The following is a 12903-nucleotide window of genomic DNA, read 5'->3' on the forward strand; positions in this document are numbered from 1 at the left end:
CTATTTTGCGTTATCATGTTGTTTTAAACTCGCTTAGACATTTAGATTTTTAACTTTTAATTTTTAATTTTCGCCAGAACTGTCCGATTACTTCATATTTAAAATTACTTTATAACATTATACCAATTTGGTATTTGGATTTTTAACTTATCATCCTTAACTTAAATAAGCGGTATTTTAAGCGGATCAAGAGATCCTTATATTTAATTCCGGCGGAGCGCAGATCCGCCGGCACATTAGTCTTGTTGATTATTGCCGCAAGCACTACGTTAGCATTTGGATTTTTCACTCTTCACTCTTCGTTCTTCACTTAAATATGCTCCTAGCTCACCTTAGTGAGCGATAACTTCTTTAACTCCCAATTACAATATCCAACAAGGCATTTGGATTCTTCACTCTTCACTCTTCGTTCTTCACTTAGAAAATACTCCTTTAACTCCCAATAACAATATACCCAACAAGACAATTGCAAAAATAATTAACAAATAACAGAATTATTAAGACATTATCATTAACATGGCATTGGGGCTTATGGTAAGATAAATAACACAGAAAGAACATGAAAAATGGACAAAATGAGGCTATTTGTTTCGTATATGACAAATTTAGGGCGGATATAGAATAGTCTTAATCAAAGTTAAATCCGTAATTTTGCACACCAAAAAAGCGACATAAAGTATGAGATTACGGAGATTAGCCGTGTTGTTATTATTTGCCGGCAGCAGTGTTGTGGCGTGCCGGATGTCCGCTCAGAAACCGTTGAGGATGACAATTGACGAATTGTTTAGAAGAGTGGAACAATCGAATGTAGAAGTTAAAGCGGCACAAAAGGACGTGAACATTTCCAGACAACTAGAAAAGAACGCAAGGGCAAAGCGACTGCCCGACATCGGTCTGGAAGCAGGAGTAAACTATCTGGGGGATGCAACAATTCTGGAGCGTGACTTTTCGAACCCTACACGTTCGGCAATGCCCCATCTGGGCAACTTGATTTCTCTTTCGCTCTATCAGCCTCTATACTCCGGAGGTGAGATAACGGCAGGAATACAGAAGACGAGATATCAGACACAGATGGCATCTACCGACCTGAAGATTGTTACGGATAACATTAAAATGGAGGTGCTCGACTGCTATCTCAGTCTTCTGAAAAACCGCAACCTGCTGAGTGTGTACGACGAGAACATCAAGCTGACAAAACAACTGATTGAGGAGATGAAGGTGCGCTCTGAACAGGGGCTGGCACTGGCAAACGACGTTACGCGCTACGAACTGACCCTGTCGAACCTTACTTACGACAGAAGCACCGTGGCCAACGCCGTGGAGCATCTTAACTACAGTCTGCTGGTGTATCTCGGACTTGACGAAGGCACGATGATAGAGCCATGGCTCGGCACGGACGAGATGAACCTGCCCGACCTTGGAGCAAGCCACTGGAGACAGGAGGCCGAGATGTCGCCCAAGCTGAAACGGCTCGACCTGGCCTACTCGCAGGCAAAGACCGAAGAGAAGATTGTGCGCAGCCGCATGATGCCCATGATAGGACTGACGGCAGGCAACAGTCTCGAAGGCCCGATAACCAACTGCACTCCCGTGAAGAACAACAACATTAACACATGGTGGGTGGGCGTGAAGCTGTCGATGAACCTGTCGGCCTTCTACAAAGACAACACCTCGCTCAACGCCGCAAGGATGCAGACGGCAAAGCTGGTGGACAACCGCCAGGCCGAAAAGGAAACGATAGACCGAAAGGTGGACCAGATGTACAAATACTACACCGAGGCATGCCGTCAGGTGGAGACGCAGAAAAAGAACGTGGAACTGGCCAACGAGAACTACAGGATTGTGGAGCAGCGCTATTCGGCCGACCTGTCGCTGCTGACCGACATGCTCGACGCATCGACGTCAAAGCTCGACGCCGAGGTAAGACTGGTTAACGCACGCGTGAATGTGGTGTACTATTATTATCAACTAAAATATATTTCAGGAAACTTTTAAACATGAACCGCAAAACAAGACGAATGATCCAGAACATCGTGGTTCTGGCTGTGCTGGCAATAGGTATATGGTGGATATGTGTACAGTTTATAAAATTCAACGTTTCAACCTTCACTGACAACGCGCAGGTGCGCCGACACATCGTGCCGGTGAACGCACGCGTGCAGGGCTACATCAAGAAGGTGTGCGTTGAGGAATATTCCTTCGTGCATAAAGGCGACACGCTGGTGATACTCGAAGACAGAGAATACAGGCTGAAACTGGCTGAAGCCGAAGCCGAACTGCAAAACGCCGTGTCGGGCAAGACGGTGATGAGCTCGGCGATAAGCACCACGGAAAGCAACATAGGCGTGAACGAGGCGTCGATACTGGGCACAAAGGCCGAACTGGAGAACGCCGAACGCGACCTGCAACGCTACTCGGTGCTGCTGAAAAACAAGGCCGTGACGCAGAAACAGTATGACGACGTGAAGACAAGATATGAAAGTACAAAGGCCGAATATGACATGCTGTGCAGGCAGAAGCGCTCAACGTCGCTGACAAAAAATGAACAGACAAAGAAGCTGGGACAGCAGGACGCAAGCATAAAACTGGCCAAGGCGCGCAAGGACTATGCCGCACTGGACGTGTCGTACACCGTGATAACGGCACCTGTAGACGGATATACATCGAAGATAACGCTGCAGGAGGGACAGCTCGTGCAGCCCGGACAGACGCTGATGTCGGTGGTTGACGAAAACGACGTGTGGGTTGTGGCCAACTATAAGGAGACACAGACGGCAAAGATGAAGCCTGGCGACCGCGTGAGGATAACCGTGGACGCCATACCGGGCATTGAATATGTGGGCGTGATAGAGGCCATATCGAACGCCACGGGGGCACAATACTCCATAGTGCCGCAGGACAACGCCACGGGCAACTTTGTGAAAGTGGAACAGAGACTGCCGGTGAAGATACGCTTCACGAAGGAGAACAGCAAAGAGAACATAAGGCGGCTGCGTGCCGGCCTGAACGTTGAATGTGAAATGATCGACTGATAATGGCCAAGCTATATCATACGACAAACACCGTTATACGCACGCGGCAGCTCCTGATGTATAAAGACTGGGTGCCGCCACGGCTGCGCTTCTGGCTGTATATGGCGTTCGGCTTCCTGTATCAGTATGTGGGAAGCATCAACACGTCGTACTCAAACCAGATTGTAAGCGAGATAGCGCTGCTCAACGAGGACATACAGATGGCAGGCTACTGCACCCTGGGCGGCATAACGGTGTGCTTCCCGGTGATGTACAGGCTGAAATTCTATATGTACACGCGGCAGCTGTTTTTCGTTTCTGCCATCGGAATAATAATATGCAACGCCCTTACCATGTCGGTAACCGAGCCGTGGATGATATGGGGACTGGCCTTCATTGCGGGCTTCTGCAAGATGCTGGGCATGTTTGGCTGCACGAGCGTGTTCCGTCTATGCGTAACGCCGTCGCGCAACTATGCCGTGTTCTTCCCTGTTGTCTACATCATGGTGTGCGGCGGAACATATCTTTCAGGCTTAACGACGGCGTATCTTACATACTACGGCAACTGGCGACTGATGAACCTGTTTGTCATAGCGCTGATGATGATTCATTGCGGCATTGTATATTTCATGATGAAGCCCGACCATCGTCCGGGTCCGTTCCTGTCGCTAAAGGGTGTCGACTTCATAGGTCTGTTCCTCTGGAGCGCGTTCCTGATATCAGGCATGTGGATGTTCACCTACGGCGAGCATTACGACTGGTGGATGAGCAGCACTATATGGCAGGCCACGGGCATAACGCTGGCGTTTTTTATCGCAGCCCTGTGCCGGTCAAAGTTTCACGAAAAGCCGTATCTGCCGCTGTCTATATTCAAGTTCAGGTCAGTGCAGCACCTCATGCTGCTTCTGCTCGGCGTTGGCATTCTTCAGGCTGCGCCCAAGCTGTTGCAGTCGATATATCTGTCATCTGTGCTGAAATACGACTCGCTCAACACGATATCGCTCAACTGGCCCATACTCTACGGCGTGGTGGTAGGCTCGCTGCTGGCCTTTGCCACATTCGTAAAGTGGCACTGGGGATTCAAGAAATACTTTATTGTGGCATTGGTGCTGCTCACCTTTTACGAAGTGTCGATGTATTTTCTCATCGACGGCGACACCAACAGAGAGGCTTTCTTCATCCCGCTGTTTGCCTTTGGCGTGTCTGAGGTGATGATAGGCTCGGCGTCTAACGTATATCTGTCGCAGTCGCTCCCCTTCTCTCACTTCTTCTTCGGCCTCAACTCCATAGGCTACATACGCTGCGGCATAGGAACAGCCTTAGGTTCGGCCACGGTGCAGCGCCTATACAACTGGTCGATATCAAAGAACAGCCTCAACGCGGCCGACAACATGGACGGCACGGTGATGCCGTTCGACCTGCCGTCGTGGAGCGACACGATGGCTGTGATATCCAAGCAGGCCGTGATGATATCCATAAAGGAATGCTACGGCTACATGACGGCCATAGGCATACTGATGATGATGCTCATCATTATTCATCACTACCGCCTGCCCGTAATCCGCCTGCTGCCCCGAATGGCAGCCATACGCCAATGGATGAACACCGAGAAGACTAACGACCCGAAGGGCTCCGTTATTCCGAACAAAGCGGAAGAGGACGACGAGTATGAAGAAGATGACGCTGACTGTCTGGAAGATAAAAAAGAAAAGGAGAACTGAAGGAAGACATACACCCCAAAACTTTACCTTTCGCCAGTTCCTCGGAATGAAGAGCAAACAGAAGGCTAAAACACTAAGACGGCATAAAAGTTGTAAAATTTTGAACAGTTAAGTATGTTTTATATATATTACTGTTCAAAATTTTACTATATTTGCAAAAACAAACAATGTTCTCAATATCCATGCTAATCTAAATAAGCATGGTTACCAGACATCTTGTTTGAGTAAACTTTATCCGTACATCATGAATAATGTTTTAGCAAAACTCGGCAACATACCGGTAACGTCCTCAATAATTGAATCACTATATCCACAATTAAAAGGAGGAAGCCAAAAAATAAGACAACTTGAGAAAAGCGGAGATATTATCCGCCTTAAGAGAGGACTGTACATATGTAATCCTGAGATATCAGACAGGCCTCTGTCTACCGAGCTTATCGCCAATCATCTTTACACCCCGTCATATGTATCTATGTCTTCTGCATTGCGTTACTATGGCCTCATACCTGAAATGGTTTACACTATGCAGTCAATGACGCTAAAACATTCACGTAGCTTTGACACTGCATTTGGACGGTTTGAATATACATACATCCCAAGAAAATCATTTTCAATAGGACTGTCGAGCATTGAAAAGGACGGATATGCGTTCGTGATGGCTACACCGGAAAAAGCACTATGTGACCTGATTGCCAACTCACCAAGCGTAAATCTAAGATCCATAAAAGATGCTGAAACGTATCTTGAAGAAGACATACGCATGGAGATGGACGACTTTTTAATGATGAACGTAAACATCTTTGAAGAATATGCCAAGACTGGCAAAAAGTCGGAATCAATAAGAACCTTAATAAAACTGCTAAACAATGACAAATGACATTTACGACAGTATGCTTTCGGCATACGACCTTTCTACCGAACAGAAGAAACGCAATGCCATATTTGAGGTTAACCAGCAAATAATACTTGCCGGTCTTTATAACGGAGGTTTCTTCAACGTGGCTGCGTTCTATGGCGGTACATGTCTTCGTATTTTCCATGATCTTCAACGCTTTAGCGAAGACATGGACTTCTCTCTTTTGGCACCTGACGACGAATTTGATTTCAAGAAATATTTTCAGCCCATCATCGATGAATTTGCCGTTGTGGGAAGAAACGTGGAAATAAAGAAGAAAGACAAAAAGAGTTTCGGAAAGGTTGAATCGGCATTTCTAAAAGACAACACTGATGTTTACGACATATCTTTCCGTACAGACAAATCGATAAAAATAAAAATTGAGGTTGACACACAGCCACCGCTGAAATTTGAAACTGAGCAAAAGTTGCTGTTGCAGCCACATTCATTTATGACACGCTGCTTTGTTTTGCCCGACCTGTTTGCAGGCAAAATGCATGCACTGGTGTACCGTGCCTGGAAAAATCGAGTAAAGGGACGCGACTGGTATGATTTTGAATGGTATGTACGCCATAATGTACCACTTGACTTCAAGCATCTGGCAGAACGCGTAAAGCAGTTTAATAATGAGGAAATTGACATGGATACATTTATCGCGTTGCTGAAAGAAAAATTATCAACTGCCAATATAAATCAGGTTAAAAATGACGTCCTGCCTTTTGTCAGGAATCCGAAAGAACTGGATATCTGGTCAAATGATTACTTTGTACAACTGGCAGATATGATAAAAATTATAAATGTGTAAGAAATAACAAAAACTCGATGATATGAAAGAAATAAGATGTCCTAAATGTCAGAGCGTGTTTCAGGTAGACGAGGCCGACTATGCTTCTATCGTCAGTCAGGTAAAGAACGCCGAGTTTAACGACGAACTCAACCGCAGACTTGAAGAGGTGAGGAAACAATATGCAGCAGAACTGAAGGCCGACGTGATGAAGTCGGAACAGACGTTCGGACAGCAGCTGTCGGCAAAGGATCTTGAAATAGGAGAAAAGAATACTGAGATAGAACGGCTGAAGGCGCAGATAGACAGCATGGCGCAGGCGAAGGCGCTTGAACTGGCTGAAGAGATGAGTAAGAAGGACCAGGAGATATCGGAACTGAAGGCTAAGATTGAGAGCACGGCACAGGCTAAGGCACTCGAACTGGCTGAAGAGATGAGCAAGAAAGACCAGGAGATATCCGAACTGAAAGCCAAGATTGAGAGCACAGCGCAGGCCAAGGCACTAGAACTGGCCGGAGAGATGAACAAGAAAGACCAGGAGATATCCGAGCTGAAGGCTAAAATTGAGAGCACGGCACAGGCCAAAGCACTCGAACTGGCAGGAGAAATGAACAAAAAGAATCAGGAGATATCCGAGCTGAAGGCCAAGATTGAGAGCATGGTACAGACTAATGCGCTCGAGCTGGCCGGTGAGTTGGCAAAGAAGGACAAGGAGATTTCGAAACTGAAATCCACCATTTCGCAGAGTAAGGATACCTGTCAGATAGCCGTGCTTGAGGAACAACGCAAGGCGCAGGACGCCCTGAAGGAGAAAGAAAACAAGATTGTTGAGCTTACGGGCATGGTGAACCAGCAGAAGAATGAGGCCGCACTGCGTGAGAACAACATAAAGGAAACTTACGAGATACAGCTGAAAAAGAAGCAGGAAGAGGTTGACTACTATAAAGACCTGAAGACAAGGATGTCGACAAAGATGGTCGGCGAGACGCTCGAAATACACTGCAGCACGGAGTTCAACCGCATGCGCCCGCTATTCCCCAACGCCTACTTTGAGAAAGACAACGACGCATCGGGCGGCAGCAAGGGCGACTTCATCTTCCGCGACTATGAAGACGGCTTTGAATATATCTCCATTATGTTCGAGATGAAGAACGAAATGGACCAGACCGCTACAAAGCATAAGAACGAGGACTTCCTTAAGAAACTCGACGACGACCGCAAAGCCAAGAAATGCGAATTTGCCGTACTTGTGTCGCTGCTCGAACCTGAAAGTGAGCTGTACAACACGGGCATCGTTGACATGTCGCACCGCTATCCGAAGATGTACGTCATCCGTCCGCAGTTCTTCATTCCGCTGATAACGCTACTTGTGCAGACGTCAAAGAAGAGCATAGAGTATCAGCGCCAACTGGCCATTGCGCGCAGCCAGTCGGTAGACGTAACCAACTTTGAAAGCCGCCTCAACGACTTCAAGGAGAAGTTTGCCAACAACTACCGCCTTGCGAGCGAGAAGTTCAAGACAGCCATCGACGAGATAGACAAGTCGATAACTCACCTGCAAAAGATAAAAGAGGCCCTTGTAGGCTCCGAGCGCAACCTCCGCCTGGCCAACGACAAGGCAGACGGACTGACGATAAAGAAACTTACATACAACAACCCGACTATGAAAGAGAAATTTAAGGAAGCACGGGCTGTTGAGGAGGATGAGGACGAATAATACTCCTGAGTGACACACATCAGGCAAAAAAACAATAAGCCCCGAAACATCATTATTTACGCACACAAGAATGTAAAACCAATGACGCTTCGGGGCTTATTATTATGTCTAATACAGCCACCTAAAAAGCAGTTTAATATAAAAATATCCACACTATTTATTTCAGCAAATTTACAAAATCCAATGCGTCGTCAGACAAACTATAAGTCAACTTACCGTTGTCCCTTAATTCCATAAGCAGACGTCCCTGAAGATTTGGACCGACATATTTGTCATCTACTAATTTTACGCCCCAAGTATCTGCATACTTTTTACGGAATGTTGTCTGATCCTCAACTATATATCTGTTGTCGGTATCTTTAAGTTTTTCCCTGAAATCTGCATTTTGATCATACTTACATTGAAGACAGAACTTTATTGCGTCAACAATCATCTGTCCCCAATCGCTGCGCCTGTAAGCTCTCTCCCATTTCTTTGCTTTCATCTTCGGATTGCCGGCACCATATATATCCAACAGAACATCCTTATCCTTAAACTTCATCATCTGGAAGAGCTGCTCGGCAGACTTAAACTCAACGCCGTTAACTACTATTGGAGTCCGTCCAAAGTTACTTAATATGCCCCACTCTTCTTTAACTTTATGTATGGTTACACATTGCTCTTTCGGATAATCTTTGATAGAATAATACTGTGGATAGTATTTTTCTATGAATGGCGCTATGCTATAAAAACTCATATCTGCTATACTTCGTTGTTTAATTGAAAAACCGGGACGACAGTGTCTTGTATAAGATGTTTACTTGCATCCAGACAAACCCGGTCAATCCTTATTATCTCTATTTTGTTGACATTAAAAATCGCACGATTTGTACCAAGAGAAGGATTTCGCCACGAATATGGCCACACAATACAGTCGACACCGATTTTGTTATCCAAAAACTCGGCAGCAGCTTTCTCTCCGATAAAGTCATCATTCCCAGTAAGTGTGTTTGCCAGATATTTACGGAATAATTTCCCGTCAGCCTTAACCTTATCAGGAATTTTCTCACCAAGCACATTTTCTGTACGCATAACAATCTTAGCATTAACAGGCTGCTTAAACATTATGTAATTATCATCCGTCAATGAAGGCACTGCCACGGTATAGACAAAGTTTTCACCTTCTGACTGTGCTTTTTGACCTGAATAATGGGCAGCAGAACTATATTTTGAAGTGACATACACACCATAACCGAACTTAATCTTTCCGCTTCCCTCCAAGACATGCTTCAAGTCAAACTCAGTAAAATAGTTATGTGAGCCATGATACATAATATCTGTGTTTTGCATATTATTTGTTCCAGCCAATTTCAATTCATAAATATTAATTAGAAGCAAATATATAAATTTTTCAGGCAATATAAAAACAGTCTATCTGAATGTTGGATATTTTAAATCCCAGAACTTTCATATGTTGTCCTCATGACGCACCACAATACGCCATGAGGAAACAAACAACAATAATAACCGGCAGAAGCAACATATAAATAAAGAACAAAAAACATTGTTGCTTACCAACCGGTTATGACACGAAGCAAAAAGCTAAAATCCTATTCTTACCTTATTTGATTTTCCTATAACCTCGTTTTTACAATATTCCTCAATCTTAGCAAGATTGACATTATCTTCGCCATACAGGATTGAATCGACTACAGCTTTACGCGCCACATTTTCGATCTGACCTCCAGAGAACTGATACTTACCTGCAAGAAACGCAGCAGAACTGTCATCAATAGTTGTCATTATAGTCTGCCATAATTTCTTTCTGGCCTTTTCTGTTGGCTTTGTAAACTCTATTTTATACAAGAAACGTCGTTCAAAAGCCTTGTCGAAATTTTTAACAAGGTTAGTAGTAGCAATGAGTATGCCGTCGAAATTCTCCATTTCCTGAAGTATGATGTTCTGAATAGAATTTTCCATTTTGTCAACAGAGTTTTTTGCATTGTCAATTCGAGAACTGATAATGGCATCTGCTTCGTTGAAGAGCAAAATCGGAATACGCTCAGAACGCTTGCACATCTCTTTGTAATTGTCAAAAACAGCCTTTATGTTTTTTTCACTTTGCCCAACCCACATAGAGCGCATCCGTGAGATATTAATCTGCATAATCTCTCTCCCGGTACATCTGGCTATCTGCTTGACGGCTTCAGTCTTTCCGGTTCCCGGCGCACCATAGAAAAGTATAGAAAATCCTCTGCTCATATTCTTCTCCTCAAGCCTTTGGCGAACAGTATTCAGATTCTTATCACTAAGCAGTCCGCACAGTCTGTCATATTGCTCAGAAACGGTATTATCGAATATCATCTGCTTTTCATTAATCGCGTCAGGCTTCAATATGTCCGTATGTTCGTCATTCACCTCGTCATAACATGCAATCTTTACGTTGTCAAGAAGAATTTTACGTGCCTTGTCGGTAAGCATGAACGTTCCGCGGTCTTTAAAGCCATTGCTCATTGAGAAATCTATCAGTCCAAGCTTCATCAGTTCATGACTTCCATTCTGCAATGCCCTTAACTGACGGGCGCGTACAGACTCCTCGTCAAACAAATAAATAAAATTATCCAGCGCAACATTTTTTATGTTGCTGTTCATAAGACATCTTCCCATCTGTGACAACAAGAGGACAGATTCATCCTCCAAGATTAGCTTACGGAGACCATCGACAAAACATATTTCTTTATTTTCATCATACAACTCGTTTATTTCAACAACAAGTTCTTCCGTGTCAATTTCTTCCATCTTGCGTAAACTGAGCAAATTATATACAAACGAAAACAGTTCATACAAATCAGAAGCCTTACGCGGTTTACATACATACGGCTCATTTGCCACCAAAGCGTCCATCACGCCGTCGTTTATCTTATAACCGTCAAACGGGCCATGTGCGCCGGATTTACGCAAGATACGTTTTTTCTCCAGTTCGTCAATCTCCTTCTGATAGCACAATATCTTCAGATTTTTACATTTAAGTTCACTTGCGATATCGGCAAGAGTTATGCACGGATCATTGCTGAAGTTAATATAAAGAGCCATTAGCACAGTCTGCATACTGTTTAGTTTCTGACGTTCGGCAACATATTGAATATACCTTTGTGCTCTCTTTATTGACGCCGCACTTAACGACTCACCTGCAACAATCTCCAATATTCTTTCAAGACAATTCATCATTGTCATATCTTTCTTTGGTATCGGCTTCAAGCGGGTTGACTTACCCTTGCTCTTTGATGCTAATTCGGTTTCTGAATTGTATGTATGTCTCATTTTCTCAATATTTTTTGTTTGTAAATAGTACCTGTATGTTTTTGCTGAAGAAGACACGAGAACATATCTTGACAAGAAAAGATATGTAGATATAACGCCTTCGCACCGATGTATGCGAAAACGTTATATCTTAATTTAATCTTTATACGGGATCACTCTGAACACCGAGCAATAAGTGTTCGCTGTCTTCTGCATCATCGTAGACATTACCTTCCGTGTCTATATAGAATGTCTTTCCGTCACGGATAAATTTAATCGGCTCATCTATGTCGTCATGCTTTATGTCATCATATTCAGGACTTACATATACATCATTCTCAAAGGCATAAAGTCCTTTCTTATCATCTTTTCTAAACACAGCAAACTGATCTTCAAGTATCTGAATGTCATCATGCTCAACAGGAGCCACAATCTGTCCATTGGAATTTATCAAGCCCCAATAGTCGTCAGCCATTACAATAAAGCAGCCATAATATATCAACGGCGCAATCTCATGATACTCGCATGGAGCAAGCATTTCTCCGGAGCCGTCTGATTTTACCATTCCGAAGTTGCCATGATTAATAACAATATAAGGCATGTTTTTCACGAAATAGCAATATGTGAATGCTATTTTGTCAAACTTAGCCGGAACAAGAATTTCTCCCAATACATTTTTTACTCCTGCCTTACCATCCTCATAGAAGATAACATCTGACCAGTCGAAACCGTTTTTGTATTTTTCTGCTTCAGCCAGTGCTTCGTCTCTCAATTTCTCGTCTGTCAGTTTATCAGCCTTAGCCAGCATGTTGTTATACACGCTCAGAATCTCCGATGTCGCTTTAATATTTTTCATAACTTTTCGTTTTTATAGTTAATAATAATTTATAATCAATTTGTTTATTCTTTGTGTATGCCATTCTGTCATAACCTGATGATTACAACGTCATGCTTTCCGTTTTGAGAATAGTCTGGAAAAGAAAGATTCTTTCTGAATCATTTCCATGTTTGAGGTATCAGTATACTTATCTATATTCAGTCCATAAACAACATTCATGTATTTTGCAATGGTCCTGAATTCCTTACCATGACTCCACGTCGGGTTTACATTATTATAGTATAAGAAATAATGTATCATCTCGTGGGTCATTAGCGTCCGTAGTTGAGCATCTGTATATTTATACCTGTCGCTTATCATGATACAGGCAGATAGAATTACGTCATTATAATAGTCACATGTAAAAGAACCTACAGGATCTTTCTTATGCATAAAATCCAGCTGAGGACACGGCAAAGTTCCACCGAAGAATCTGAAATTACATTCATCATACATGTCATACAGGTCAGGCAATGTCAGCACCTTTGCTGTTGCAGCCTTTGTCTTTGTAGTTTTTTGTCTATGTTTCATTGGCAATGCTTTTTAAGTTAAACATATTTATGTCAAAATAGGGGTGTTTCAAGTTTCAGTTTTTATTGTCGGATCTTTGTTGGCACCA

Annotated in this window: 11 protein-coding genes; 6 read left to right on the forward strand and 5 right to left on the reverse strand. The window is 43.6% G+C overall.

The window, feature by feature from the left end; translation table 11 throughout:
• The first annotated feature begins 678 nt into the window (after positions 1 to 678).
• The 6 genes from ACU52_RS04020 to ACU52_RS04045 all read left to right on the forward strand — a co-directional run bounded on the left by ACU52_RS04020 (position 679) and on the right by ACU52_RS04045 (position 8128).
• Positions 679 to 1995, forward strand: a complete 1317-nt coding sequence (locus tag ACU52_RS04020; protein WP_082335159.1) for a TolC family protein — start codon at positions 679 to 681, stop codon at positions 1993 to 1995.
• Positions 1996 to 1997: 2 nt separating this feature from the next.
• Positions 1998 to 3032 (forward strand): HlyD family secretion protein, encoded by a 1035-nt coding sequence (locus tag ACU52_RS04025; RefSeq protein ID WP_053397861.1) that lies wholly within the window; start codon positions 1998 to 2000, stop codon positions 3030 to 3032.
• A gap of 2 nt (positions 3033 to 3034) precedes the next feature.
• Positions 3035 to 4732 carry an MFS transporter gene (locus ACU52_RS04030; protein ID WP_053397862.1) on the forward strand — a complete coding sequence of 566 codons (1698 nt, stop codon included), beginning with the start codon at positions 3035 to 3037 and terminating at the stop codon, positions 4730 to 4732.
• A 244-nt stretch (positions 4733 to 4976) separates the two neighbouring features.
• On the forward strand, positions 4977 to 5609 hold the full coding sequence (locus ACU52_RS04035) for a type IV toxin-antitoxin system AbiEi family antitoxin domain-containing protein (RefSeq protein WP_053397863.1): 633 nt from the start codon (positions 4977 to 4979) through the stop codon (positions 5607 to 5609).
• Positions 5599 to 6432 (forward strand): nucleotidyl transferase AbiEii/AbiGii toxin family protein, encoded by an 834-nt coding sequence (locus ACU52_RS04040; protein ID WP_053397864.1) that lies wholly within the window; start codon positions 5599 to 5601, stop codon positions 6430 to 6432. The genes ACU52_RS04035 and ACU52_RS04040 overlap by 11 nt, the downstream gene beginning before the upstream one ends.
• A gap of 22 nt (positions 6433 to 6454) precedes the next feature.
• Positions 6455 to 8128 carry a DUF2130 domain-containing protein gene (locus ACU52_RS04045; RefSeq protein WP_082335160.1) on the forward strand — a complete coding sequence of 558 codons (1674 nt, stop codon included), beginning with the start codon at positions 6455 to 6457 and terminating at the stop codon, positions 8126 to 8128.
• Positions 8129 to 8285: 157 nt separating this feature from the next.
• Here ACU52_RS04045 and ACU52_RS04050 read toward each other — a convergent pair whose 3' ends face one another.
• From ACU52_RS04050 to ACU52_RS04070, 5 genes are all read right to left on the reverse strand, one after another.
• On the reverse strand, positions 8286 to 8864 hold the full coding sequence (locus ACU52_RS04050) for an NADAR family protein (protein WP_053397865.1): 579 nt from the start codon (positions 8862 to 8864) through the stop codon (positions 8286 to 8288).
• A 5-nt stretch (positions 8865 to 8869) separates the two neighbouring features.
• Positions 8870 to 9505, reverse strand: coding sequence for a hypothetical protein (locus tag ACU52_RS04055; RefSeq protein ID WP_053397866.1), 636 nt, complete (start codon positions 9503 to 9505; stop codon positions 8870 to 8872).
• Positions 9506 to 9709: 204 nt separating this feature from the next.
• The gene (locus ACU52_RS04060) at positions 9710 to 11428 is read right to left on the reverse strand and encodes an ATP-binding protein (protein ID WP_053397867.1); all 1719 of its coding nucleotides are present in this window, start codon (positions 11426 to 11428) and stop codon (positions 9710 to 9712) included.
• Positions 11429 to 11570: 142 nt separating this feature from the next.
• The gene (locus ACU52_RS04065; protein ID WP_053397868.1) at positions 11571 to 12263 is read right to left on the reverse strand and encodes a WG repeat-containing protein; all 693 of its coding nucleotides are present in this window, start codon (positions 12261 to 12263) and stop codon (positions 11571 to 11573) included.
• A gap of 90 nt (positions 12264 to 12353) precedes the next feature.
• On the reverse strand, positions 12354 to 12815 hold the full coding sequence (locus tag ACU52_RS04070; protein ID WP_021853801.1) for a SprT-like domain-containing protein: 462 nt from the start codon (positions 12813 to 12815) through the stop codon (positions 12354 to 12356).
• Positions 12816 to 12903: the final 88 nt, after the last annotated feature.

It is taken from the genome of Xylanibacter rarus (genome assembly GCF_001275135.1).
GTDB lineage: Bacteria > Bacteroidota > Bacteroidia > Bacteroidales > Bacteroidaceae > Prevotella > Prevotella rara.

What these genes read in the sequence shown, in the direction of transcription:
- ACU52_RS04065 (WP_053397868.1), bottom strand. Translation starts at nt 12,263, where the DNA reads ATGAAAAATATTAAAGCGACATCGGAGATTCTGAGCGTGTATAACAAC.
- ACU52_RS04035 (WP_053397863.1), top strand. Translation starts at nt 4,977, where the DNA reads ATGAATAATGTTTTAGCAAAACTCGGCAACATACCGGTAACGTCCTCA.
- ACU52_RS04060 (WP_053397867.1), bottom strand. Translation starts at nt 11,428, where the DNA reads ATGAGACATACATACAATTCAGAAACCGAATTAGCATCAAAGAGCAAG.
- ACU52_RS04045 (WP_082335160.1), top strand. Translation starts at nt 6,455, where the DNA reads ATGAAAGAAATAAGATGTCCTAAATGTCAGAGCGTGTTTCAGGTAGAC.
- ACU52_RS04030 (WP_053397862.1), top strand. Translation starts at nt 3,035, where the DNA reads ATGGCCAAGCTATATCATACGACAAACACCGTTATACGCACGCGGCAG.
- ACU52_RS04025 (WP_053397861.1), top strand. Translation starts at nt 1,998, where the DNA reads ATGAACCGCAAAACAAGACGAATGATCCAGAACATCGTGGTTCTGGCT.
- ACU52_RS04040 (WP_053397864.1), top strand. Translation starts at nt 5,599, where the DNA reads ATGACAAATGACATTTACGACAGTATGCTTTCGGCATACGACCTTTCT.
- ACU52_RS04020 (WP_082335159.1), top strand. Translation starts at nt 679, where the DNA reads ATGAGATTACGGAGATTAGCCGTGTTGTTATTATTTGCCGGCAGCAGT.
- ACU52_RS04050 (WP_053397865.1), bottom strand. Translation starts at nt 8,864, where the DNA reads ATGAGTTTTTATAGCATAGCGCCATTCATAGAAAAATACTATCCACAG.
- ACU52_RS04070 (WP_021853801.1), bottom strand. Translation starts at nt 12,815, where the DNA reads ATGAAACATAGACAAAAAACTACAAAGACAAAGGCTGCAACAGCAAAG.